Here is a 24,124-nt window from a genome sequence, read left to right as displayed (position 1 = left end):
AAAAAGGCGGAAATGGTGAATGCATATAGTTCATCAAAGGAATGATGGTGTCGCGCCGGATCCCTCTCCATCAGATCAACGCCTTCGAGGCCGCGGCGCGCTGCCTGAGCTTCTCGCGCGCCGCACAAGAGCTGAACGTGCAGCAGCCCGCGGTCAGCCGGCACATCGCGGCGCTGGAGGCGGATTTGGGCGTGACCCTTTTCCTCCGAAGCAAACCACGCCTGACACTGACAGAGGAAGGGAGACTTCTGGCCGGGGCGGTTGCCTCAGGCTTTGACGCAATCCGCGAGGGGCTTGAGACACTGCGCGCCCGGAGCGGCAATGAAACCATCATCGTCAGCGCCAGCATCGGGTTTACCAGCCTCTACCTGCTGCCCCGCCTGGCCGGGTTTCAGGCGGCCTTTCCCGATATCAAGCTGCAGGTCATCACCAGGGATCAGAACGCTGATTTCGATCCCGGGAAATGCGATGCTGTCATCCTGTTCGGCGAAGACGGCCTGGACGGAGCAGAGAGCCGGCTGATTTTCAAGGAAACGATGGTTGCCGTCTGCCATCCCGGTCTTTTGCATGATGGAGCGCCGATGGACTTGCCATCACTGGGTCGGCAAAAACTGCTGCATTTGAACAGTTCAGACCATAACAATGATTGGAACCGTTTCTTTCAGGAAACGGAGGTTGTCATCCCCAAACCGCCCGCCCATGACAGTTACCTCAGCTACATGGTCTACTTGCGGGCCATCCAGAACGGTCTGGGTGTCGGCATTGGCTGGCGCCACATACTGGATGAGTTCCTGGCGAACTGAACGCTTGCGCTTGCTTGCGAGCACGAATGCAAAACCAAACGGGGGTATTACTGCTCCATGACCCCAGCGGGAGCCCGGAAGGCTGGAACAACGTATTTTCTGGACTGGATCGGACGGCTCGATTGATCACATCCAGCGCCATGCCGCGGGCGCTTTGTCTGGCAGTCCTGCCTGTTAGGTGGACGCAAACAGTGAACCGGAAGGCGAGGCTCTCCTGGAGGAGTTCAGCGGATTCTGTACCCTGTCACCTTGTCCTTTCGCCTAACCGGCAGGGCAGCGACGGATTTTCTACGCGTCGGGCAGCAGCCCCGGTGCGCACAATACGCCACGATTACGGGAGTTCTTCTCGGAACCTCCCGTCGCGGACGCGCTGCAGGGTTCCTGCCTCCTCCTGCGCATCGTTGGTGTCGAGCGCTTCCAGCCTTAGACCTTCATGCTCATAAACCGGGGAGCCCGCCGCGGCCATGCCTCTGAGCCGCGCGGCCAAGGCGTGTTTCTTGCGGACCTGATGCGGTTGAAAGGAGTCGAACTGGCGGGGTGTGATGCCTGCGCCGGCGGTCAGGCTCCCGGCTTCGCACGCGGCGCGGAAGAGCTGCTCGCCGGCTGCTGTCCGTGTGATTACCCCGTTGAAGCCCTCGTCGTCGCAATCGGGGCTGGCATCCGGCCATATGTCCGCGGCTGCTACATCCGCGGCTTCCCCCAAGGCATCGGGGCAGAGCTTGCAGCGGGTCTGGATACGCCAGCCGCTTTCGTCTGCCCACATCTCACCATAAGTTTTCTGGAAGGCGCGGCCGTCGCGCGTTTCGATCCGTGTTGGCCCGGGATTGCCGTGGCCCCGGTAGCGGAACAGTGCGACCTCTGCCTCGGACAGGCCGTATTCGTCGAGCACGGCTTGCGACTTGCCCAGGTCCGATGCGCCGCCGCAGACCATGACCAGAACGGCCACGAGGTTCCGGTCCAGCCGCTGATCGGATTTAGAAAGTTCGCGCAACGCGCCGGCATCGCAGGGTTTTGCAATAACCCCAAAAGGTTCGTCGCGCTCAAGCGCCGCTTGCAGCCCGGCCAGCGTGTCGCTCGGCCCGTAGCGTGATCCTGCGCGCTCCAAGAGCTGGCCGGGAGTGTCGCTGAGGCACCAGACGGAGCGCATCGGTGCCTGCGGGCCGGCGGCGCAATGCAGGATGAAGCGTGCCTCGCCGGACCGAAGCAGGTGCGCGGCGAGCGCGGTCAGGACACCGCCTGTCGCAGCCCGGAACCGGGTATCCGGATCGTCGGCCCAGGCCTCTTGCATCCGGTGATAGCCGCCCCAGACAGAATCCTCGAGCGGGGCAGCTTCGCTGTTGGGGCGGGCAACCGCCCCCGGGCAGGCCTGCAATATCGCGGCATCGGACCCCGGGCCGATCCGGGAAGGGCGCAGGCGGCCTTGCGGCGTGTAGGCCATCTTCCATTGCAAAGGCGCCAGCGCCTCGCACAGCCCGCAACCGATGCACAGCCCGGCTTCCACAACGTCTTTCACGGAGGTTGGTGACGGCAATTCCCTGGTCCTTCCGTTTTAGGAGGGGGCGTACCCGGGCCGGATCCGGTGCCCGTGCAAGTGATCATAATGCGGTTTCATGCGGCGGTGCACCCGGCGGACCCGTTCCGGCACGCCCTGCAGATCGACATATTTGCGTTGCTGAGGCGTAAGCCCGGTGGATTTGGCCAGGTTCGCATGAAAGGACCCGCCGTCCCACCAGCTGTGGGCCGATGGGTCGCCGCCGGCCTCCCAGCTCAGCGCCTCCCCGATGAAGGGGATGCCGACCGCATCGCAGAAGGACCTTGTCATCTCCGCAGGATTTTCAAGCAGGTCGTCGCTGTCGACAACCGGCGGCGGCGTGCCGTTCAGCGCAGTCAGCAAGTCGAACAGTGCGCGCTGTTCGGGAAAGCCCACTTCCAGCTCGTCAAAGTCGGGCCACTTGTGGTGCATCGATGTGATTGTCTTGGCGGGGTCGCGGATCAGGAAGGCATGGGTGAAATGCGACAGGAACTCCGGGTTCCACATGTGATTGATGTAATGCGGAAAGTCCTTGATGAAGACCGGCCCGCTTTGGGCCCGTTCCCGGATACCGTCCCAGACGCTTTCCAGGGTCAGGCCGGGCGTTGTCTTTTCGCCCTCCCTGAATCGCGGCCAGAGCGGATCCTCGCCCTGGTACCAGGCCTCACCGAAAGGCTCGTGCAGGCAGTCCAGATCACCGCGCTGCCGCATCATCCATTCGAAGGCAGTGGAGGTGGAGCGGGGGATGGCCCAAAGGGCAACAATCTTATGCATGATCAGTCCTTCAAAGATGAAAGCAGGCTGCCGAGCGGGGTTTCCGGCGCAATGCCGAGAGTTTTGAAAATCCGCCAGTAAAGCGCGATATCATGGCCGATGACCGGCTTGCCCAGACGCTCCTCCAGCGCGGCGGCAAAATGGACCGGGCGCTGCGCAATCCCGTCCGATGGGCGGCGGTAATTGCTCATTCCGTTGATCAGGTAAGCATCGGCGCCGGGAGCTTGCTCTGCGGTATACTCAAAGGACTTCCAGATCAGCTCTTCGTTGAAACACCAGATGCAGTCATCGACCTCCTGCTGAGAAGCAAACCAGCCCTGATCATAAAAGTTCCCGGCCCAAAGCACGTCGAACCCGGCTTCTTTCAGGAAACTGACAGTGCCCTTGTACCAGCTGTCGGGGTGATAACAGGCGTTCAGCGCGACTTTCTCGACATTGCTTTCGCGCAGCGCTTCGACCATCGCATAGCCGGCCATGTGGAACGGAGTCTCGTATTTGTCGCTCAGCATCTCGCAATGCCGTCGGATCCCTTCGACCCCGAGGCCGGAGGCATGCACCCAGTTCGATCCCACCTGCGCGCAGACATCGGCCCCGTTGTTCGCCATGCATTCCAGAAAATCCTCGAGCATGCCGAAGTTCTTTTTCCGCTGGTCCAGCCGGTGCGCATAATCGGGCACATGCAGCATCCAGCCGTGGGCGCCGACACTGCGCGGCGCCATGCGGAGGAAGTCGGAAGGGGCTGCATCGAAGTCATGCGGCGGGCAGGTAAAGCCCACCTGGTGCGGAAAGAGCTTCACCTTGGGATCTGCCCATTTACGTGGTTTTTCGTAGTCGTCCATGCTGCAATCCGTCAGTCGGTTAGGGGTGTCTTTCGCACAGGAGCTTCCTTGGGATCCCCGCGGATTTCCATTGCTTTTGCGTCCATGGCGACATATCGAAACTGATATGCCGGATCGGAAATACACCCTCCCCTCCTTCAACGCGCTGGCTGCATTCGAAGCGGCGGCCCGCCTTCAAGGGTTTGCCCGCGCGGCCGAGGAGCTGAACACGTCGCAGCCCGCCATAAGCCGCCATATCCGCAACCTGGAAATCCGCTTCGGCACCCTGCTTTTTGACCGGGGAAGCTCACCCGTCCGCCTGACGAGAAAGGGGCAGCAGTTCTATACCGGGATAGTGCAGGGCCTCGACATGCTGCAGGATTCGGTCCGCGGCCTGGCGCGGGGCGGGAACCTGGTCACCCTGGTCTGTTCGCATTCGGTTTCACATCTTTTGCTGATGCCACGCCATGGCCAGTTGCGCAAAGCTCTGGGCCCGGAGGTGGAACTGCGCCTGCTGACCGCTGAATACAACCTCACCCGGTCGGCAGTAGATACTGGAGCTGATATCGTGTTCGAGTACTCATCACTCCCGCCGGCGGAAGAGCATGTCGTGGTTTGCGATGAGGAAATCAAACCGGTCGGCACGCCTGACCTGATCGAGCAGGCACAGGGAGCGCTTGAAGGTTCCTGCGCCCCGCCGCCGCTGCTGGAACTGAGCAAGGACAATTTCGGCTGGATGACCTGGCGGGACTGGCAAAGGGCGCATCCTGACTTTGCCGGCTGGCAGGTCAGAGAGGAATTCGACAGCTACGTCTATCTGCTGGAGGCCGCTGCGGCCGGCGCCGGCCTGGGACTGGGCTGGCGCAGCTTTGCCGATTCCTACCTGACAAGGGGTTCCCTGGTTGAAATGCCTGTGGACTGGCACTCAAGAAACACCCGGCTCTATGCAAAGCTCACCCGGTTCGGCCGGGGCAACCCGTCCGCTCAACGCTGCCTCGCGCTGCTTGAATACATGGCCGCTGGCATAGGTCCGCAGAAGTGAAGGGAGACATTGCTGCGGGCGGTATCAGGCCTCTTGCGCCCCCGGCGGCGTACCAGTTTGCTTCTGAAAGCGCTCGTGCGAGTTTGCCTTGGATTGATTGACCGCTCCGTCCCCTACAGGTGCCATTCGCCCCTAGAATAGCAAACGGCTATCCTGAAGGTTTTTCGATGCGGGCCGCTGCGTGACAGCGGGGCGTCTGCGGGCGTCGGCCCGCGTTGACAAACCTCGGAAGGAGGAAGCCGCGGGACCCGGGCGCTGTCTATGGGGAAAGCGTGCTGCGGGTGATTGCGAGGGTGGGGTCTGGCCACCGACCGGACATGGCGTGCCTATCGCTGGAGGTCGCTCGGACGGCTGGGGGCGTGGGTTTCGGATGCCGGCGGAACAGTTGATTGCATTTTCCTGAGCAAAGCGCAGTAACGGGCAGGCCAGGAGCGGTCCAGCCTGCGGGCGGCAGCTGGTGAGTTTCGCGCGTTTGAGGCGGGTGTTGCGTCATGCGGCCTGCTCCCGGGGTGGTGCTCGAGATGGCGGCTTCTGACCGCGGCGGAAGATCTCGATGATGCGCATCGCCCCGCCACAGCAGGGGCACGGTTCGCGCAGTGTGAGTGGGATGACCTCAGCACTCTCCTGCGGGTCCGGGTCCTGCGGCGCCTCGCCGAGCAATCTGCGGATGCGGGCGATGGTGGCCTTGCGAGCCGCGCTGGCCAGCAGCCCGTAGTGCCGGATGCGGTGGAATCCATCGGGCAGGACGTGGATCAGGAACCGGCGGATGAACTCGCCGGTCTCGAGGCGCATCACCTTTTGCCGGTCGCCGTGCTTGATGCGGTAGTCCTTCCAGCGGAACGCCACGGCCGCAGCATCGGCGCTGATCAGGCGGTGGTTCGAGATCGCCACGCGGTGCGTGTATCGGCTGAGATAGGCGAGCACGGCCTCGGGGCCGCCGAAGGGCGGTTTGGCGTAGATGACCCACTCGGTCTTGCGCAGCGGGGCGAGGTAGGTGGCAAAAGCGCCGGCCTGAGCCAGGTTTTTGAGGTCGCCGAAGAACTGAAGCGCGCCCACCTTGTGCAGGACCGCCAGCCCTTCGAGGAAGAGTCGCCAGAATAACCGGGAGAGGACGCGCACCGGCAGGAAGAACCCGGGGCGGCAGGCGATCCATTTTGTGCCGTCCGGCGACAGGCCGCCGCCGGGCACGATCATGTGGACATGCGGATGGTGGGTCAGCGCCGAGCCCCAGGTGTGGAGCACGCTGGTCATGCCGACCCGGGCGCCGAGATGCCGGGGATCCGCGGCGATGGTCGTCACGGTCTCAGCCGAGGCGCGGAACAGCAGGCTGTAGATTGCCTTCTTGTTCCAGTAAGCGATTTGCGCGATCTCGGCCGGCAGGGTGAAGACCACGTGGAAGTACTCGACCGGCAGCAAGTCCTCGGCCCGCGCGGCCATCCAGTCACGTGCGGCTGGTCCCTGGCACTTCGGGCAGTGCCGGTTCTTGCAGGAATTGTAGGCGATGTGCCGGTGGCCGCATTTTCCGCACGCAGCGACATGCCCGCCGAGCACCTCGGTCCGGCAGGCCTCGATCGCCGACATCACCTTGAGCTGGGTTAGGCTGACATGCCCGGCATTGGCCCGCCGCCACGCGGGTCCGTGTCTTCGGAAGATGTCAGCAAGCTCCAGTCCCGGCCGCCCGGGCACCCCCGGCGTCCGGTCACACCAGTCCGCGCCGGAGAGTGTGGTCCTGCAGCTCCTTCAGACGTTCGTACGGGCTGACGGTGGAGCGGATCGTCTTGGTGGCCACATGCGCGTAGCGGGCGGTGGTGCTGAGCTTGGCGTGGCCCAGCAATACTTGGATGATCCGCACATCCGTCCCCGCCTCCAGCAGATGCGTCGCGAAGCTATGGCGGAGCGTGTGCAGGGTTGCGGGTTTGTTGATCCCTGCCATGTGTTTTGCGGACGTGAACGCCCGGTTCAGTTGCCGCGGTGACAGCGGGTTGATCTTCGGCTTGCCCGGGAACAGCCAGCCCTCCGGCCGCGCCTCGCGCCAATAGTCGCGCAAAAGCTCCAGCAGCCCCGGCGACAGCATCGCCTTGCGGTCCCGGCTGCCCTTGCCGTCCTCGACGTGGATCAGCATCCGGTCACTGTCGATATCCGTGACCTTGAGATTGCAGACCTCGGAGGCCCGCAGACCTGCTCCGTAGCTGATACCCAGGGCCGCACGGTACTTCAGCCCGGGTCCGGGCACCGCGGCCATCAGGTCGCCCACCTCTTCGACGCTGAGGACGATCGGCAACTTCCGGGGTTTGCTTCGGAACTGCATGTACCGCTTCATCTCCTCGCGGCCGCATGTGATGCTGAAGAAGAACCGCAGCGATGAGATCCGCACGTTGAACGTCGAGGCCGAGACGCCGGTATCGGTCATGTGCAACTGGTAGGCCCGAAGCTCTTCCGGCGTTGCTGTATCGGGCGCATGCCCGAGGTATCCCGCGAAATCCTTGATCGCCCGAATATGGGCTTTCTGGGCGCTCTCGCCCATGCCACGGATGCGCATGTCCTCGATCATCCGCGCGCGCAGCGGCGTGGTTCTATGATCCTTCATGGGACCCTCCTGTCTGTGGATTGAGAAGGCCCCAATCATCAGACAGATCCGGTCATTCCCAAATGCACAGGGGGGTCAGATCAGCGTGGTGCGCCCGCCACAGCCGCCCCTGCCGCGCGAGCGGCTTCGTCCTTCCGCCCTTGCTTTAAATAGCGGTTGTCAAAATGCGCAGATCACCGTCAATGACGCACCTTGCAGTGAAACTTCACTTTGGGCGGCTAACGAAATTTTCCTCGACAGATCCACCGCGCGCGTACCAGAAGACAGCCTTCGTCCGCGCCCTGTACGCCGCTTATCGCGCCGGACGCCTCCCCGCGCCCCGTGTCCGGCAGGGGCGATGCCCCTTGCACCGCGGGAACTTCCCGGCCAACTTTAGCGTTGAGATCTCTCCCGTGTCCCGCCCGAAAAACCCGGCAGATGTTCCTGCTGCCGCTTTCGCCTTGCAATTCCGGTCATGCTGGCGGGCTACGCCGGGCGCAGGCTGGCCTATCTCCTAGCGGGCCCCCCTCGCTCTGGTCGATCCGACACGGCGGCGGCACCGCAAGCACCGGCGAGGCCATGAACCTTCTGCAAGGCGCGCTCGGCACCGCCCTGTACTGGCTGCAAGACATGACCTGCGGTCAGATCCTGGGGACCCTGCGTTACATCGGCTCTCTGGGCTATGCCCTGGTGTGTTTTCTCAACGCCGCCTGGCGTATCGTCGCCAAAGCGGATGACCAGAGTATCCGGTAGCTGCAGAACCTCGTGAACGCGCGGCAGCCGCCTGCCTGAAGGCAGCTTACATGCCCTCCGGCAAATCCACCGTGCCGCGCATCAGCACAAACCCCTCGCCCGCAACCCGCACGCCTTCAATCGCGTCCGCCGGGCCGACCCGCGCCACCCGCGCCTGGCCGGGGCGGCCCATGCCGTGGCCCTGCTCGGCGGTGAATTCCGCCTTGCCCGTAAGCCCGTGTTTCCACAGGTACGACGCCATCGCGCCGGTGGCGGAGCCGGTGAAGGGATCCTCCGGCGGGCTCGGCGGCGCCATCAGCAGGCGCGAGAAGGTGTCGCCCGCCTCCGTCGCCCCCTCCAGCGTCACCAGAAACGGCTCCATCATGTCGATGCCATCAGCGCCCAGCGACTTGCCCAATGCCGCCAGCGCCTCCAGGTTCAGCTCCGCCGCCTCCAGCGCCGCGCGGTCGCGCAGCACCGTGACGCAGAACGGCAGCCCGGTGGAGACCTTCTGCGGCTGCCCCACGATCGCCTCCACCGGCAGCGACACCGCCGCCGCCACCAGCGCCGGATCGGCAACGGGGCCGAACTCCGGCGCCACCTGCGTCATCTCGATCAGATCGCCGCCCAGTTTCACCGGCACGATCCCGGCGCCGGTTTCCAGGGTGATGCTGCCGCCCTCAATCAGCCCCCGGTCCCGCATCGCCGCGACTGTCGCAATGGTCGGATGGCCGGCAAAGGGGATCTCGCGGCTGGCCAGGAAATAACGCACCTTGACGTCCGCCACCTCCGACGGGCCGGTGAAGGTGCACTCCACCAGCGAGGTCTCCCGCACGTAGGCGGTGCAGACCGCCTCCGGCAGATGCGCGCCGCCATGCACCACCGCGCAGCCGTTGCCGCCAAAGGCATGGGCAGAGAAGGCGTCCACCCAGTCAAAGTCAAATTGTGCCATCTTTCTTCTCCGTCCCGGCCAAAAACTCTCACCAATGGCCATAAAGCGTAGGAGACTTTTCCGGCCTCGGTCCAGAAAAACTCTTTAGCTGGGGGGACGGAAGGAGGCCCGACGAGGTTCTTCTGGGTGCCTTAAGCGCATCGGGAAACCGCCACGGCTGATCCATCGGAAAAGTTTTCACCGGCACCGGGACAGCCTTGAGCGCTTCGGAAAAGTTTTCGGCTGCCAGCAAGTCCTGCACATTCCCCGGCCGCTTGCGCAGCTCCATAACCTTTACCTCATACTCCTCCAGTCCGATACCAAAGCTAGCCGCAAAAGCCTGCTCCCAGCTCATCCCGTTTCCTAACTGGCGCCAGAAATCAAAGAGTGTCTCTCTTCCGCGGGCCTCCACAAGGATATGCACCGCAAAATGGGCGAGGTCGTATTCCGCTGTGTCCAGCACTTTCTGCAAGCGCCTCAAGCTGCTTAGATCGGTTTTTGCCTCCAAAGCCCGGACCCGTAGCGCCGGCAGCCCAGGCTGTTCCAGCCCCAACTCGGTTTCTACATAGTGCGAAGTGAGCACCTGCGCTGTGCCCTCGACCATCCACAAGGGCCCCATCTGCTGAAGCTGCGTAGGCACATCCTGTTCATAGGTACGGGCGCCCCCCAGTTCAGCCTGCACAATATGGGTATACTCATGCGCCATCAGCGCTCCCAACCAGCGGCGGGCACCGGCAAGCCAGGCATCATCCATTGCCTGCGGCTTGATCCAGCAGATAAACATCCAGTTCCGGTAGGACGTACCGAGAACCTGCTGCTCCCCGTCGCATCGTGTTCTGATCGCTGCATCCGACTGCGACGGGCTGGCCGCGGTCTGTGCCTTCACTTGGCGGGCGAGTTTCTGCAGAGTTCTCCAGTCATCCGCGGCTGCAATCCCCAGGTCTCCAGCCAGTACAACACCATACTCACGCTTCAGAAAGGCTTTTGCCGATGCAAAAGCCTGGCGCACCAAGGTTTCCGCCGGATCCGAACTGGCTCGAACCAATGGCGACCTTACAGATGGCTGGAAAGCAGAAAGCCAAGTTTCCAATACAGGCAGCTCCCGGCACCAGTGAATGGCCGTTTCACGGGACAGAGGTGGAAGGTTCCTCAGTCGGCTCGAGAAACTGCTCTCGTGACGCATCTTCATCTCCATCCAAGCTGATAGCGTCCGCCGTCCCATAACGCCATCAGCCGCGCCGGGCTTGAAACCCATCCCGCTCAGCTGCCCCTGCACGCAGGCGACAAACGGGTCCGCCGCTGCCGGGACGGCCGCCAGGGCCAGCCCCGCCGCCAGCACAAGCCGCCGCAGCCCCCCGCCAGCCCTCAAGACTGCCTCCGGCGCATCTTGGAAATATAGGCCCGCGCAGTGCCGGGCCGCTTGCGCAGCTCCATCACCTGCGCCTCGAACTCACCCATGCGGATGCCAAAGGCGCCCTCGAACGCCTGATCCCAGTTCTGGCCTGCACCCAGGCGCCGCCAGAAGGTGAACAGCGCCTCCTCGCCGCTGATCCGGGTCAGGATATGCACCGCGTAATGGGCAAAGTCATAATCGCCGCCGGTGCGGACCGTCTTATGCGCCCGCATGCCGTTCAGGCTCTTTTTCGACTCCAGCGACATCTCGTGCAGCTCCGCCAGCCTCGGCGCGCGCAGCCGCAGGGCCCTTTTGCCGAACCGCGCCGCCACCACTTCGGCGCTGCCCTCCACCAGCCAGGCCGGCCCCATGCGGGCGCGCAGCGAGCCGCCGTTGAAGCCTTCGGCGCGGGCGCCGCCCAGTTCGGCTTGCACCAGGTGCATGTACTCATGCGCCATCATCATCCCCAGCCACTTGCGCGACCGCTTGAGCCAGGCGCCGTCCGCCTGATGCGGGTTGTCCCAGCAGATGTACATGAACTTGAGATAGGCCGCGCCCGCGACGCCAAAGGGCTTGTTGCAATGGGCCGCTATGGAGGCGTCCGGGTTGAACCGCGCGCTGGACATATCCCTCAGCAGGCGGCGCACATAGCCCTGCACGTCCTTGGTATTGCCCGCCGCCGCGATGCCGATATACCCGGCCAGCACGATGCCGTACTCCCGGTCCATGAAGCGCAGAACCTTGTCATAGGCCTGCCGGATGCCTTTTTCCACGTTGGGCGTGTCCGCCAGAATCCGCACCGGCGCCGCCGACGGCAGATGCCGCTCCAGCCCGTTTTTCAGCGCCGGCAGCTCCCGGCACCAGTGGATCGCGGTTTTCGGGGCCAGCGGCGGCAGCGCGGCCAGCGGTCCGGCGCCCGCCTTTGCCTGACGCATCGCCTGCCAGGCGCCCTTGGTCTGCGGCGTCAGCCGCCCGTCCGGCCGGCCGGGGGCATAGCCCAGATCCGCCAGCTGCTGCTGCACGCATGTCACGAAAGGGTCAGCATTTGCCGGCGCAGCCAGGGCGGACAGCCCAAACGCCAGCCCCAGAACCTGCACCAGCGGACGGAATTTCCGGATCATTAAATGCCTCTCTTGCAATATCAGCCGTTCAAAACAACTCAGGCCCCCAAAATGGGAGCCTGTTTCTCAGAAATGCAAGTGATTTCCGGCAGATGCCCGGACGTCAGTGCACCGCGACCGGCGTCATGTCGTTCTGCCGCGCCAGCACAAAGGCCAGCTGCCGGTCGGCCACCAGCGCCAGCTGGCCGCCCTCGGCGTCGTGCACCGCATAAAGCTGCTCGCGCCCGCCGGCGCTCTTCTGCACTTCCTTGGGAAGATCTGCCACCGCAACCGCCTTCACATAGACGGTCCGGTCGCCGGCATCCTTGAAGTCAAACGGTGTATGCATTGCTCTTACCCCTTTCTGATACTGATTGTCTGGACCACGGTTTCCGGGCGCGCACGGGTCAGATCCACATGCAGCAGCCCGTTCTCCATCACCGCCTCGCCCACTTCGACGCCGTCGGCCAGCACGAACATGCGCTGGAACTGGCGCGCCGCGATGCCGCGGTGCAGGAACACCCGCCCCTCGCTGTCGTCGCGCTGGCGGCCGCGGATCACCAGCTGGCGGTCCTCGACGGTGATCGCCAGATCCTCTTCGGCGAAACCGGCCACGGCCAGGGTGATTCGGTAGGAATGATCGGAAGTCTGTTCGATATTATAGGGGGGATAGCCTTCGTTGCCCGACTTGGCCGAGCGTTCCAGGAGGCGTTCCAGCTGCTCGAACCCCAGCATATGCGGGTAAGAGCCCAAGGTTAGTTTCGACACGCTGTTCGTCCTTTATGCCAAAGCGACGGATATCCGCGGCCCCGCTTCCGGCAGCCGCTTCCCGAAGAATATGGGAAGTTCTTTCTGGTTTCACAAGACCATGTGCCCATAGGTCTAGCGGAAAAGCCCTTAACGAAGTATCTTCACCCTCACTTCATTCATCAGCCGAATTGAGTCGCCCATGAACGCACCTACAGATGTGTCGATGAAGACAGATGAGGTTTTGAAGGTCGAGTTAGAGGTTTTCCGCAGGCAGCACCGTGATCTGGACGAGGCAATCAGCGCGCTGGAAGAGCGCGGCACCGCCGATCAGCTGACGATCCGCCGCCTGAAGAAGCAGAAACTGATCCTGAAAGACAAGATCGCCCTGATCGAAGACCGGCTGACCCCGGACATCATCGCCTGACCCCGCGCCGGGCTGCCGGCGCGCCAGCCGGTGCCATAGCCGTACGGGCGAAAGCTGCAGAACGCAGCTGTTTCACATATTCAGCAGGGGCTCCCGCCCCCTTCTCCGCGCAGGCAAGCTGCGCCGGGAGGCGTTGGGCCTGGCAGCGCGCCCGGCGGCGCGCTGCGGTCGTGCTGTGCGGCTGTGTCAGAGATCCTTGCACAGCCGCAGCGCGTCATAGACGGCGGCGTGGATATTGCGCCCCGCCACCGCGTCGCCGGCGCGGGCCAGCCAGAACTGCGCTTCGGGGTTCGCCTCTGCAAAGGGACTGCGCCCGGCAATCATTTTCTGATGGTCCAGCTGCCCCAGATTGCGCGATTTGGGCTTCAGCGCGTGGTACAAGTCCTCCGCCGGGGTGATCCCGTGCTCAGAGACCACATGGTCCGCGAGCCGCTCCTGCACCTCTCCGGTCAGCACATGGCGCAGGGTCACGCGCTTGCGGCTGCCCTCGGCAGCAACGGACACGGGTTCCAGCAGACTCTCGAACGCCACCCCCTGCCGCGCCAGATCACGCAGAACAACGGCGGAGTTTGTCGGCCCCAGATCATGCCCCGCCATCCGGTCCGGCGTCGCCAGCGTCACCTTGCAGCCCATCCGTGCCATCACATCCGCACAGACCAGCGCCGCGTGGTCGCCAACCTCGTCCAGCAGCAGCACCTCACCCGCCACCCGCGCCTCGCCGGACAGCACCTCCCAGCTGGAGGTAATCAGATGCCCGCCGGGAATATCCAAAGCCTCCGGCCAGCCGCCGGTGGCCGCGATCACCGCATCCGGGGCCTCCGCCAGCACATCCTCCGTCTCGGTGTAAGTATTGAGGCGCACATCGACGCCCAGCCGCTCCACCTCACAGATCAGCCAGTCCGCCACACCCCAGATCTGGCGCCGGGTCATGCCCTTGGCCGCCAGCGCAATCTGGCCGCCAAGCCGCGCGCCGGCCTCGAACAGCACCACATCATGGCCGCGTTCTGCTGCCACCCTTGCGGCCTCCAGCCCTGCCGGGCCGCCGCCAATGACGACCACCTTGCGCCGCACCTCCGCGGGGGAGATCACATGCGGCATCACCGCCTCGCGGCCCGTCGCGGCATTATGGCCGCAAACCGCAGGCTTGCCCTGATTGACCCGGTCGACGCAGTAGCCCAGCGCCACGCAGGGCCGGATGCGGTCCTCCTCGCCCCGGCGCAGCTTCCGCACCAGATAAGGGTCGGCCATATGCGCCCGGGTCATGCCGATCATGTCGGCCCGGCCCTCGCGGATGGCATGGCGGGCGGTGGCAACATCCGCCACCCCGCCGGCATGGAACACCGGCAGATCCACCGCCGCGCGGATCGCGCCCGCCACATTCAGGTCCGGCGCTGCCGGCATCCCCATCGGCGCCACCCAGCCGGCCAGCCCCAGATCGTCATAGGGCGCCCCCGCCAGCACGTTCAGGAAATCCACCGCGCCGGTGGCGGCAATCTTCTGCGCTGCCGTGATACAGTCCGCCGCGCTGAGGCCGCCCTCCGCCAGCTCATCGCCGGTCACCCGCATCCCCAGGATCAGATCCGGCCCCACCGTCTCGCGCACCGCTTCCAGCACCTGCAGCGTCAGCCGGAGCCGGTTGTCCAATGAGCCGCCGTAATCATCCTGCCTTGCGTTCACCAGCGGCGACAGGAACTGCCCCAGCAGATGCGAGTGCGACAGGATCTCGATGCCGTCGAACCCGCCCTCCCGGCAGCGTTCCGCCGCCGCGGCGAAGTCGCTGATAATGCGGGAGATATCCTCCATCTCCATCACTTTCGGGAACGCGCGGTGCGCCCGCTCCCGCCGCCCGGACGGCCCCAGCACCGGCAGCCAGTGCCCGTCATCCCATGCGGTGCGCCGGCCCATATGGGTGATCTGGCACATCACCGCCGCGCCATGGCTGCGCACGCCTTCGGTCAGCTCCCGGAACCACGGGATGATGCTGTCATCGCCCGCATAAAGCTGCCCGAAGACCGAGGGGCTGTCCGGCGCGATATTGGTCGAGCCGCCGATCATCGTCAGCGCAATGCCGCCCCTCGCCTTCTCCTCGTGATAGAGCCGGTAGCGGTCGCGCGGATGGCCGCCCTCCTGGAACGAGGGCGCGTGCGCCGTGCTCATGATCCGGTTGTGCAAGGTCAGGTGGCGCAGCTGCAGGGGCTGGAGGAGCGGGTCGGTCTGCTGGCTCATGGGAAGGCTTTCCGGGTAAAATTTCCCCGCCAGCACAGCCGCCCGCCCCGCCGCTTGGCTTGCAGAAAACCGGCATCCCCACGGCCCTGTTGCGACACCCTGTCCGCAGGCACAGAAAACCCTTCCTGACCGGATGGTCAAAGCAGTTTTTTCCGTTTAGGAGCACTGCAATTTTGCCCGCACCCCCGGCAGCAGCCCGGCCCGGGCCTGAGCGAAGACCCAAGATACGAGCGAGAAGAATGACCGCCACCAGCGACCATACACCGGTGCCCGCCGCCCCGAGCGCCGACTACAAATTCACCCCGAAACAGGCGCTGGTCGGCGCCCAGATGCTGTTTGTCGCCTTCGGCGCGCTGGTGCTGGTGCCGCTGCTCACAGGCCTCGACCCCAGCGTCGCGCTGTTCACCGCAGGCCTTGGCACGCTGATCTTCCAGATCGTGACCCGCGGCCAGGTGCCGGTGTTCCTGGCGTCTTCTTTCGCCTTCATCGCGCCGATCATCTACGGCGTGCAGACTTGGGGCATGGCCGCCACCACCGGCGGCCTTGCGGCGGCGGGCCTGCTGTACGTTGCGCTCTCCTTTGCCATCCGCGCCTTCGGCGCCGGCTTCCTGCACCGGCTGCTGCCGCCGGTGGTGGTCGGCCCCGTCATCATGGTGATCGGCCTGTCGCTGGCGCCGGTTGCGGTCAACATGGCCACCGGCCTGGCGGGCGACACCCAGGTAATGCCGCGCAACACCGCGCTCCTGCTCGCCGCGATCTCGCTCGGCGCCACCATGCTGACGGCGATCCTCGGCCGCGGCATCATGCGGGTGGTGCCGATCCTGGCAGGCGTCGCCGCCGGCTACATCGCCGCGCTGGTGCTGGGCGCCGTCACCGGCGAGGCGCTGGTCAACACCGCGCCGCTGGCCGATGCGCCCTGGTTCAAGGTCCCCGGTTTTGTCGCGCCGGAGTTCAACCTGGCGGCCATCCTGTTCATCCTGCCGGTCGCCATCGCCCCCGCGATTGAGCACTTCGGCGACATCATGGCGATCTCCAGCGTGACCAAGCGCGACTACATGGAAAAACCCGGCATTCAGAACACCATGCTGGGCGACGGCCTCGCCACCGCCGCCGCGGGCCTGCTGGGCGGGCCGCCCAACACCACCTACTCCGAGGTGACCGGCGCCGTCACCCTGACCCGCGCCTTCAACCCGGCGATCATGACCTGGGCCGCACTCTTTGCCATCGCGCTCTCCTTCGCGGGTAAGCTCTCCGGCGCGCTGTCGACCATCCCGATGCCGGTGATGGGCGGCATCATGATCCTCCTCTTCGGCATGGTCACCGTGGTCGGCCTGTCGGTGCTGGCGAAACTGGGCGAGGCCCTGTCGGAGGCCCGCAACATGGTGATCATCTCCACCGTGCTGATCATCGGCCTTGGTGGGCTGACGCTGCAATTCGGCGAAGGCTTCACCCTGGCGGGCATCGGCCTGTCGGGTGTTGCAGGCCTGTTCCTCAACCTGATCCTGCCGCAACAGCGCGACTGATCCCGAAAAGACGCGGGGCCGCTGCAAAAGCGGCTCCGCTCACCGTTCCTCCGGCCTCAAGTGCCGGATACGCGCTACATGCGCTTCAATATCCTCGCGGCTGAACTTCGAATGCACCCGTTTGCCACTGGCCGGATGGTTCCCCAGCCCCAGCTTCAGCGCCTCCCGCCAGGCCCGCTTGGGCCGGATCGGCCGCGGCGCAAAACCGCCGCCGCAGGTCGGGCAGACATTGTGCAGCACCCTCTCCGCGCAGTCCGCGCAGTAGGTGCACTCATAACTGCAAATCCGCGCCTCCGCAGCCTCCGGCGGCAGATCCTTGTCGCACAGCTCGCAATTGGGGCGCAGTTCCAGCATCCTATTCTCCCTGATCCAGCCGCCACACTGCCCCCCTTCCCCGTGTCCCGCAAGCCCCGCCACCGGCTCTCGCGCCGCGCCCCCGCTCGGCGCCACGCACGGGCGGCAAGCCGGGGCAGCCCCGCTGCATCCCCGCGCGGGCGGGAGCCGCCCCTGCGGCATAGCGCCAAAGCCCCTGAATCCACGCAAATCCCGCGGTTTTCCCGCCCAAGCCGGATTGCGCAAAACCCAACATTCCCTATAGTGCGCGCTCCACAAGCCGCGACAGGAGCCACCAGCCATGGCCGACATCAAAGTGGGCATCATCATGGGCAGCCAATCCGACTGGCCGACCATGAAGGAAGCCGCCAATATCCTCGATGAACTGGGCGTTGAATACGAGGCGAAAATCGTCTCCGCCCACCGCACCCCGGACCGGCTGTGGAGCTACGGCAAATCCGCAGCAGACCGCGGCCTGCAGGTGATCATCGCAGGCGCGGGGGGCGCCGCTCACCTGCCCGGCATGGTCGCCTCCAAGACCCGCGTTCCTGTTGTGGGCGTGCCGGTCCAGACCCGCGCCCTGTCGGGCGTCGACTCGCTTTATTCCATCGTGCAGATGCCCAAGGGTTTTCCGGTCGCCACCATGGCGATCGGGTCCGCCGGTGCCGCAAACGCAGGCCTGATGGCCGCAGGCATCCTGGCGCTGCAGGACGCAGACCTCGCCCAGCGGCTGGACGACTGGCGCGACGCCCTCTCCGCATCCATCCCCGAGGAACCCTCCGATGACTGACGTGCTCGCCCCCGGTTCCACCATCGGCATTCTCGGCGGCGGCCAGCTCGGCCGGATGCTCTCGGTGGCAGCCTCCCGCCTCGGCTTCAAGACCCACATCTTTGAGCCCGGCGCCAACCCGCCCGCAGGCCATGTCGCCGACCGCGTGACCACCGCAGGCTACGAGGACGCCGAGGCGCTGGCTGCCTTCGCCGCCTCCGTCGATGTGATCACCTATGAGTTCGAAAACATCCCGACCTCCGCGCTGGACCTGCTGGAATCGCAAAAACCGATCCGTCCGGGCCGCGAGGCGCTGCGCATCAGCCAGGACCGGCTGACGGAAAAGACCTTCCTGCAGGACCTCGGCCTCCAGACCGCGCCTTTTGCCGACATCACCGACCAGGCCAGCCTCGACGCGGCGCTGGCGGAGATCGGCGCGCCGTCGATCCTGAAAACCCGCCGCTTCGGCTATGACGGCAAGGGCCAGGCCCGCATCAAGGCACCGGAAGACGCAGGCGAGGCGCTCGCGTCCATGGCCGGCGCCCCCTCGATCCTCGAAGGCTTCGTCAATTTCAGCCACGAAGTCTCCGTCATCGCCGCCCGCGGCACCACCGGCGAGATCGCCTGTTTCGATCCCGGCGAGAACGTCCACCGCGACGGCATCCTGCACACCACCACCGTGCCGGCGAAACTCAGCACCGGCCAGCGCATGGACGCGGTGCTGATGGCAGGCAAGATCCTGAACGCGCTCGAATATGTCGGCGTCCTCGGCGTCGAGCTGTTCGTCACGCCCGCAGGCCTGATCGTCAACGAGATCGCCCCGCGCGTCCACAACTCCGGCCACTGGACACAGAACGGCTGCACCGTGGATCAGTTCGAACAGCACATCCGCGCGGTCGCGGGCTGGCCGCTGGGCGACGGCCAGCGCCACTCCGACGTGGTGATGGAAAACCTGATCGGCGATGACGTGGACCGCTTGCCTGAACTGGCGAAAGAGGCGGACTGCGCCATTCACCTCTATGGCAAGGCAGAGGCCAAGCCGGGCCGCAAAATGGGCCATGTGAACCGGGTGGTGAAACCGCAGGCCTAGGGACCAGGCCGCCAAGGCTGGGGGCGCTGCCCCCAGACCCCCGGGATATTTCCGGCCAGAAGAAGCAGGCGGCTTCAGGCGAGGCCGTTTTTTATGGTCTCCGCGTTCATCCAATGCACCTCTGTCTGCACGTGATCCGCCCGGACGTACTTTGCCAGCAGCGTCTGCATTTCCGCCTCGCCAAACCCTCTGGCAGCACGGATCACAAACCCTTCCTGTGCCGCCAAATCCAGTGCAGAGATGGCCTCCCCTATCACCTGTTCTGACGGCGGGCCCTTGTACAGCACCGGCACGCTGACAATCCCCAATTCACCAAACCGGGCCAGCGTCTCCTCCCAGGCCTGGATCACGCCATCAACGATCCAGGCAAACCCCAGGAAGTAACTGGGCAGCGCGGAATAGTTGATGGCATGGCGGGCATAGAGATACTCACCAACAATCCTCTCTCCCTCCGCCAGGACCGGAGAGATGCCTGCAGAAAAGGCCTTCATCCAATCCCGCGACGGATGATACCGCGCATCGGGACTGCGCGGATGGCAGCCGCCGGAATGGATCGTGGTGTTCTCGCCATCCATCTTTTCGGTAATCACCACCTGCGCCTCCGCCATCAGCGCAGCAGAGCTCTGCAATATCTTGTCGTCATTGGTGGCGCCGGGGGATTGCGGCAGATGAAATGTGCGGCCGTATTTTCGCGTCATATAGGTAACTAGCAGTTGGTGAAATCGTTATCCCGCAACCTATCCGTGCTTCGCCTCCGCGACAAGGCGGCAGGGTGAAACCGGCCCCGCCGGTTTCAAGCGCCGCAAAGAGGGCCTTTTGGCCTGATGCGCGGCGCAGCTACCCCAGGAACCGGGACGCAACCCCGCCGGACATATAGCTGACCTGCCCACCGGCGATTGTCGCCGCAACCCGCTGAGTCTGTTTGTCCAGCACCAGAATATCAGCCCGCTTGCCGGCCTCCAGTGTGCCGAGGTCGGTGAGGCCCAGCAACTGCGCAGGCCCCTCCGCCACCAGCCGCCACGCCCCCGCCAGATCCAGCAGGCCGGAGCGTTCCAGCATCAGCGCCGCACGCCGCGGGCTGGGATAGTGGTAGTCCGAGGCCAGCGCATCGCACAGCCCCATCGCGATCAGCTCGACGGCGGAGGCATTGCCCTTGTGCGAGCCGCCCCGCACCACGTTGGGCGAGCCGAGGATCACCGGATCGCCCGCCGCCCGCGCCGCCTCCGCCGCCTCCAGCGTCTCGGGGAACTCGGCAATCCGGGCGCCGCGCTCGCGCCAGACGGCGCGGTCCTCTGCGGTCTGATCGTCATGGCTGCCCAGCCGCACGTCCAGCGCCGCCAGTTCCGCACAGAGCGCATCCAGCCCGCCCGGCACCTCATCCCGGCGCGCGTGCATGTCCTTCAGCATCTGCCAGTGGACCTCCGGGTTGCGCCCCGCCTTCAGCGCCTGGCCGGTCAGCCGCGGCGGTTTCTTGCCCGCCGCCAGCCGCTCATGCGGCAAGTGGTCGTTGAACACCACATAGGGCACCTGCCACTCGGCCACCTTTGCGGCCAGCCCGGCGTAATCCTCCAGCATGTGGACCTCGAACCGCAGCTGCGGCAGCAGATCGGTCACGACCGAGCCGCGCACCGCCTTGACCGCCTCGAACACCTGCGCCGCAAACTCCGGCCCGCGCAGGCCGCCTTCCCAGGAATAGAACTGTGCCAGCACCGCGGTGGTGATGCCGTTGGCCGCCAGTTCCGCCTCGGCGGCCACGACCCCCTCCACCATCTGCTTCATCGCCCCGCGGCGCGGCGCCAGGTGGCGCTCGAACCCGTCGCCATGGGCGTCCACGATCCCCGGCAGCACCAGATAGCCGGTCAGGTCCACAACCCGCCCGGCGGGCGCCTCCGCCACCAGCCCGTCCGCAAAGGCCAACTCGCCGCCGCGCTCCAGCCCGCCGGGGCGCAGCACATCGCCGCCCTGCAAGGTCAGTTCTAAAGTCATTCCTCTGCCTCTTCACAGCCGCCATTCAGCTGGCAGGCCTCGCCGATAATCTCTTCCACCGCCGCCAGCCAGGTCAGCGAGGGCTCAAACCGCCCCTCCTCCAGGAAATGCAGCGTCTGCGCCATCACCTGCGGGTTGTTCATCATGTAGGTGTGGGTGACCGGCAGCGTCAGATGCGCGGCCATGCCCTCAACCTTGGTGCTCTCGACCGAGACCTTGCCGTCGTCCGCTCCGGGGATCAGCGAGGAGAACACCGGGTTCAGCGTCTCATTCCCGGCAATCACCCCCAATTCGAACTTCACCGGCGGCAGGCGCCGCGGCAGGCTCTCCGCCCCGGTGCCTAGCTGCAGGCCGGCGGGACCGTTCAAGAGGCCGAAGACCTCCCAGTCTCCCAGCTCATCCACCAGCTCGCTGCCCTGGTTGGGCGGCCCCATCATCACCACCCGGCCCAGGTTTTGCGGGTGGTTATCCTGCAGCCAGTACCGCAGCAGGATGCCGCCCATCGAGTGGCTGACCACATGCGTCTTCTGCCCGCCGCAGGCCGCAAAGGCTTCCGGAAGCGTGTGCTCCGCCAGCACCTGGATGGTCTCCTCGGTCGAGGCATAGCCGGGCCGCACCACGCTGTATCCGCGCGACTGCAAGACCTCCTCAATCACCGCAAAGGAGGTTTCAGAGCGCGCCAGCCCGTGCAGCAGGATCACGCAATCGGCCGCCGCAGGCAGCGGCAGCAGCGCCGCAGCGGCGGCAAGCAGGGGTTTCAATAGATCACGCATGACGCCCAGATAAGCGCAAGCGGCAGCACAGGGAAGCCCCCGCGTCTACTTGGCGGCCTCGACCTTGCGCCCGGGCGCCAGCCGCACCACCAGCGCAATGCCGCCCAGCACCGCGGCGCTGCCGAAGACCAGCCGCAGACCGATGCTTTCGCCCAGCAATGCCGCACCCGCAAGGATCGCAATCACCGGCACGCTCAGCTGCACCGTGGCCGCCACCGCGGGCAGGATCTGCGGCAGCAGCCGGTACCACAGCGCATAGCCCATGCCGGAGGTGACCGCGCCCGACAGCACCGCCAGAGACGCGCCGTAAGCGCTGACCGTGCTGCCGCCCAGCCACAGCGCAACCGGCAGGAACATTGCTGTCGACCACAGGAAATTCACCGCCGTCGCCGCCAGCGGCTGCGCCGCACCGCGGCCCAGGATGCTGTAGATCCCCCAGCCCAGGCCCGCCGCCGCCATCAAGAGCGACGCGCCCAAGGGCGCCGTGCCGGAGCCGTCGGGCCAGACCACATAGGCCAGCCCCAGAAACGCCAGCACTGCGCCCGCCACCTGGCCCGCGCCGACCGGCGTGCCCCGCACCGCGCCCCACAGGAACATCGACACCTGCACCACCCCGAACAGCACCAGCGCGCCAAGGCCCGCATCAAGCTGCTGATAAGCCAGCGAAAACCCGGCAATATAAAGCGTCAGCGCCGCACCGCCCTTCAGGCTCGCTGCCAGCCCCTGCCGCACCGCCAGCCCCTGCACCCGGCACAGGACCACCAGCATCGCCGCGCCGGAGGCCAGCCGCAGCAGCCCGAAACTGCCCGCATCCATATGCCCGTCCCCGATCGCCAGCCGGCTGAGGATGGAATTCGCGGCAAAGGCCGCCATGGTGAGGGAGACAAGAAGAAACAGGCGCATGAAATCCAGCTACAACGCCAGCCGGCACCGCACCAGCGGTTTCTCGGTGTCCGCCGCTGACCCTCAGCGCCGGTCCTGCACGAAGTCCAGGTCCAGGTCCGGCAGGCGATCCAGCGGGTAGTCGGGATGCAAGGTCCAGATATTTTCGTGGTCGAGTTCCAGCGGGCGCAGGGTGCCGCCCGGAAAAGCCCGTGTCCTCAGCGCCAGCGCGATGTCCGACATCGCACCGGGATTATCGCGGAAGTAGGAGTGGCCTGCCCCGGCCGCGCCCTCGACGCGGATGAAATGCACCAGCCCCACCTTCTTCAGCGACGCCAGTTCGCCCGGGGCAAAATCGGTGGCATCCAGCCGCCCGAACCGCGATTCCCGAGTCAGGACCGACGCCAGCGCCAGCGCCTGATCCTCAGGGTTGATGTAGACGTTGACCTGTTCGAAGGCTGCAAAGACCCGCTCGCTCATCAGCCGCTGCCGCACGAAGCCCACATCAATGTCGGGCGCCGCCAGGATCAGGGTGCCGGTTTTCAGGGTAAGCTTAGGCTGCAGGCCGCGCCCCCGCTCGCGGATCACCAGCTCGCGCAGCGCGGTGGTGGCCAGATCGCTGCCGCGGGAATGGGCAACGATGTCAATGTCCTCCACCTCCGGAACCGAGGCCAGCAGGTCCAGTGTTTCCTTCAGGTGAAACACCGAAAAATCCCCCGCCTCCCGGTCCCGGAAATACTTGAACAGGCCGGAACTGCCCGCGGGCCAGGAGAACATCATCGGCACCGAGCGGCGCCCGGCATAGTGCCAGATATTGGCCAATGTGGTCAGCGCATCGTCGAAGTCATTGTTGAAACCGTGCACGAACAACAGAATGCGGCCGGTTCCGGCCCGCCTGACTTCTGCCGCCACCGCTTTCCGGAACGCAGCCGAGTAGGCGGCATATTCGCGCTCCGCCCGCGCCTCGGTCACCACCCGGCCCTCCCGCCGCTCGGCCGGCAATGGCGTCTTGGAAAAGCGGATGCCGTCACGGTAACCCGCCACCTTCAGCCGCGGCAGCCGCCCCTTTCCATCGGCATGGGTCAGCGCCACCAGTTCCGGCCAGTCCTGAACCCCTGTGAACTGAACCTGCGCCGCCCCGAAGGCCATGGAGTCCGACCGTTCCGCCAGATAGGTCACGGTCCCGTCCCCGTTCAGCCGCTGCGACCGGTTGGTGACATAGAGCAGCCGCGGCGCCACCGTGCGCTGCGCCTCGGGCACCTTTTCCGCCTGGTAATTGAGCCCGGTTGAATACAGGTTGGGCGGCTTGGCCAGCCGGTCCGCCGGCGAAACCGAACAGCCGGCGATCAGCAGGGCAAGCAGGAGACGGGCCAGCATCGGCCCCGCCGGTACCGCCATTTGCCGGACCCTCCCTGTTGCGCGTCTCTCAAAAAGCTAGCCCGCCCCGCCATACCCGGCCACTGAAATCTTCACGTCAGCTGCCCGCGGCAGCGAACGCGGCAAAAGGCTGTCCGCAAAAGCGCATCAATCTCATCCGCCTCTTCCGGTCTTTGACCCCTGCTGAAATCCGGCCCAACAACCATCCCAAACCTCCCGCTTCTTTCTGGTCCCAAATACCCGCGCCGCAGGCAGGCCCGCAAGGCGGGCCTTCTTCCCCCCTCAAAACGAAAAGGGGCCG

The 24,124-nt window shown here is 65.3% G+C and carries 24 protein-coding genes; 7 read left to right on the top strand and 17 right to left on the bottom strand.

The annotated features are described in order from the left end of the window. The first annotated feature begins 47 nt into the window (after positions 1 to 47). A complete protein-coding gene (locus AC58NV_RS10095; RefSeq protein WP_497227006.1) occupies positions 48 to 803 on the top strand; it encodes a LysR family transcriptional regulator in 756 nt (251 codons plus the stop codon). 331 nt (positions 804 to 1,134) lie between these two features. Here AC58NV_RS10095 and AC58NV_RS10090 read toward each other — a convergent pair whose 3' ends face one another. Genes AC58NV_RS10090 through AC58NV_RS10080 form a run of 3 tightly spaced genes read right to left on the bottom strand, consistent with a single transcriptional unit; the run spans position 1,135 to position 3,947 of the window. After that, positions 1,135 to 2,334: a Coenzyme F420 hydrogenase/dehydrogenase, beta subunit C-terminal domain gene (locus AC58NV_RS10090; protein WP_497227005.1), complete on the bottom strand. Its 1,200-nt coding sequence runs from the start codon at positions 2,332 to 2,334 to the stop codon at positions 1,135 to 1,137. A gap of 18 nt (positions 2,335 to 2,352) precedes the next feature. Further along, entirely contained in the window at positions 2,353 to 3,108 is a 756-nt protein-coding gene (locus AC58NV_RS10085; RefSeq protein ID WP_497227004.1) for a sulfotransferase-like domain-containing protein, read from the bottom strand. Between the two features lie 2 nt (positions 3,109 to 3,110). Beyond that, entirely contained in the window at positions 3,111 to 3,947 is an 837-nt protein-coding gene (locus AC58NV_RS10080) for a hypothetical protein (protein ID WP_497227003.1), read from the bottom strand. Here AC58NV_RS10080 and AC58NV_RS10075 point away from each other — a divergent pair. Further along, on the top strand, positions 3,946 to 4,968 hold the full coding sequence (locus AC58NV_RS10075) for a LysR family transcriptional regulator (RefSeq protein ID WP_497227002.1): 1,023 nt from the start codon (positions 3,946 to 3,948) through the stop codon (positions 4,966 to 4,968). The genes AC58NV_RS10080 and AC58NV_RS10075 overlap by 2 nt on opposite strands. Positions 4,969 to 5,457: 489 nt before the next feature. Here the strand turns inward: AC58NV_RS10075 and AC58NV_RS10070 are convergent, their stop codons facing one another. Together AC58NV_RS10070 and AC58NV_RS10065 are read right to left on the bottom strand one after the other, a co-directional pair. Continuing rightward, positions 5,458 to 6,654, bottom strand: coding sequence for an IS91 family transposase (locus AC58NV_RS10070; protein ID WP_497227001.1), 1,197 nt, complete (start codon positions 6,652 to 6,654; stop codon positions 5,458 to 5,460). 13 nt (positions 6,655 to 6,667) lie between these two features. Then, positions 6,668 to 7,555 carry a tyrosine-type recombinase/integrase gene (locus tag AC58NV_RS10065; RefSeq protein WP_497227000.1) on the bottom strand — a complete coding sequence of 296 codons (888 nt, stop codon included), beginning with the start codon at positions 7,553 to 7,555 and terminating at the stop codon, positions 6,668 to 6,670. A gap of 558 nt (positions 7,556 to 8,113) precedes the next feature. Here AC58NV_RS10065 and AC58NV_RS10060 point away from each other — a divergent pair. After that, a complete protein-coding gene (locus tag AC58NV_RS10060) occupies positions 8,114 to 8,287 on the top strand; it encodes a hypothetical protein (protein ID WP_497226999.1) in 174 nt (57 codons plus the stop codon). Positions 8,288 to 8,333: 46 nt separating this feature from the next. Here the strand turns inward: AC58NV_RS10060 and AC58NV_RS10055 are convergent, their stop codons facing one another. From AC58NV_RS10055 to AC58NV_RS10035, 5 genes are all read right to left on the bottom strand, one after another. Beyond that, complete coding sequence (locus tag AC58NV_RS10055; RefSeq protein ID WP_497226998.1) at positions 8,334 to 9,218, bottom strand: PhzF family phenazine biosynthesis protein; 885 nt, start codon at positions 9,216 to 9,218, stop codon at positions 8,334 to 8,336. Between the two features lie 28 nt (positions 9,219 to 9,246). Next, entirely contained in the window at positions 9,247 to 10,566 is a 1,320-nt protein-coding gene (locus AC58NV_RS10050) for a hypothetical protein (protein ID WP_497226997.1), read from the bottom strand. Next, positions 10,563 to 11,711, bottom strand: a complete 1,149-nt coding sequence (locus AC58NV_RS10045) for a peptidoglycan-binding domain-containing protein (RefSeq protein ID WP_497226996.1) — start codon at positions 11,709 to 11,711, stop codon at positions 10,563 to 10,565. The genes AC58NV_RS10050 and AC58NV_RS10045 overlap by 4 nt, the downstream gene beginning before the upstream one ends. Before the next feature lie 103 nt (positions 11,712 to 11,814). Continuing rightward, the gene (locus tag AC58NV_RS10040) at positions 11,815 to 12,039 is read right to left on the bottom strand and encodes a DUF1150 family protein (RefSeq protein WP_366659138.1); all 225 of its coding nucleotides are present in this window, start codon (positions 12,037 to 12,039) and stop codon (positions 11,815 to 11,817) included. A gap of 5 nt (positions 12,040 to 12,044) precedes the next feature. Continuing rightward, positions 12,045 to 12,458: an Hsp20 family protein gene (locus AC58NV_RS10035; RefSeq protein ID WP_019298576.1), complete on the bottom strand. Its 414-nt coding sequence runs from the start codon at positions 12,456 to 12,458 to the stop codon at positions 12,045 to 12,047. A 181-nt stretch (positions 12,459 to 12,639) separates the two neighbouring features. Between AC58NV_RS10035 and AC58NV_RS10030 the strand changes: the two genes are divergently transcribed. Then, positions 12,640 to 12,864 (top strand): YdcH family protein, encoded by a 225-nt coding sequence (locus tag AC58NV_RS10030; protein ID WP_174148795.1) that lies wholly within the window; start codon positions 12,640 to 12,642, stop codon positions 12,862 to 12,864. Positions 12,865 to 13,050: 186 nt separating this feature from the next. On the opposite strand, the gene AC58NV_RS10025 is transcribed toward AC58NV_RS10030, so the two are convergent. Then, positions 13,051 to 15,090 (bottom strand): oxidoreductase, encoded by a 2,040-nt coding sequence (locus AC58NV_RS10025; protein ID WP_497226995.1) that lies wholly within the window; start codon positions 15,088 to 15,090, stop codon positions 13,051 to 13,053. A 239-nt stretch (positions 15,091 to 15,329) separates the two neighbouring features. Between AC58NV_RS10025 and AC58NV_RS10020 the strand changes: the two genes are divergently transcribed. Continuing rightward, entirely contained in the window at positions 15,330 to 16,613 is a 1,284-nt protein-coding gene (locus AC58NV_RS10020) for a uracil-xanthine permease family protein (RefSeq protein ID WP_497226994.1), read from the top strand. 39 nt (positions 16,614 to 16,652) lie between these two features. On the opposite strand, the gene AC58NV_RS10015 is transcribed toward AC58NV_RS10020, so the two are convergent. After that, positions 16,653 to 16,967 carry a DUF1272 domain-containing protein gene (locus AC58NV_RS10015; RefSeq protein WP_497226993.1) on the bottom strand — a complete coding sequence of 105 codons (315 nt, stop codon included), beginning with the start codon at positions 16,965 to 16,967 and terminating at the stop codon, positions 16,653 to 16,655. A gap of 280 nt (positions 16,968 to 17,247) precedes the next feature. On the opposite strand from AC58NV_RS10015, the gene purE reads away from it, so the two are divergent. Further along, on the top strand, positions 17,248 to 17,736 hold the full coding sequence (gene purE / locus AC58NV_RS10010; RefSeq protein WP_497226992.1) for a 5-(carboxyamino)imidazole ribonucleotide mutase: 489 nt from the start codon (positions 17,248 to 17,250) through the stop codon (positions 17,734 to 17,736). After that, a complete protein-coding gene (locus AC58NV_RS10005) occupies positions 17,729 to 18,805 on the top strand; it encodes a 5-(carboxyamino)imidazole ribonucleotide synthase (protein ID WP_497226991.1) in 1,077 nt (358 codons plus the stop codon). The genes purE and AC58NV_RS10005 overlap by 8 nt, the downstream gene beginning before the upstream one ends. A gap of 74 nt (positions 18,806 to 18,879) precedes the next feature. On the opposite strand, the gene AC58NV_RS10000 is transcribed toward AC58NV_RS10005, so the two are convergent. The 5 genes from AC58NV_RS10000 to AC58NV_RS09980 all read right to left on the bottom strand — a co-directional run bounded on the left by AC58NV_RS10000 (position 18,880) and on the right by AC58NV_RS09980 (position 23,844). Continuing rightward, positions 18,880 to 19,503, bottom strand: coding sequence for an RNA ligase family protein (locus AC58NV_RS10000; protein ID WP_497226990.1), 624 nt, complete (start codon positions 19,501 to 19,503; stop codon positions 18,880 to 18,882). A 139-nt stretch (positions 19,504 to 19,642) separates the two neighbouring features. Further along, positions 19,643 to 20,791, bottom strand: coding sequence for an alpha-D-ribose 1-methylphosphonate 5-triphosphate diphosphatase (locus tag AC58NV_RS09995; RefSeq protein WP_497226989.1), 1,149 nt, complete (start codon positions 20,789 to 20,791; stop codon positions 19,643 to 19,645). Next, positions 20,788 to 21,564, bottom strand: coding sequence for an alpha/beta fold hydrolase (locus AC58NV_RS09990; RefSeq protein WP_497226988.1), 777 nt, complete (start codon positions 21,562 to 21,564; stop codon positions 20,788 to 20,790). Before AC58NV_RS09990 ends, AC58NV_RS09995 begins: the two co-directional genes overlap by 4 nt. Before the next feature lie 45 nt (positions 21,565 to 21,609). Further along, positions 21,610 to 22,467 carry a DMT family transporter gene (locus tag AC58NV_RS09985; RefSeq protein ID WP_497226987.1) on the bottom strand — a complete coding sequence of 286 codons (858 nt, stop codon included), beginning with the start codon at positions 22,465 to 22,467 and terminating at the stop codon, positions 21,610 to 21,612. A gap of 63 nt (positions 22,468 to 22,530) precedes the next feature. Next, positions 22,531 to 23,844 (bottom strand): alpha/beta hydrolase, encoded by a 1,314-nt coding sequence (locus AC58NV_RS09980; protein WP_497226986.1) that lies wholly within the window; start codon positions 23,842 to 23,844, stop codon positions 22,531 to 22,533. Between the last annotated feature and the right edge of the window lie 280 nt (positions 23,845 to 24,124).

Source organism: Leisingera sp. ANG49, from assembly GCF_059694505.1.
The sequence above is the reverse complement of the archived record's forward strand: the minus strand, read 5'-3'. Positions and strand labels throughout refer to the sequence as shown.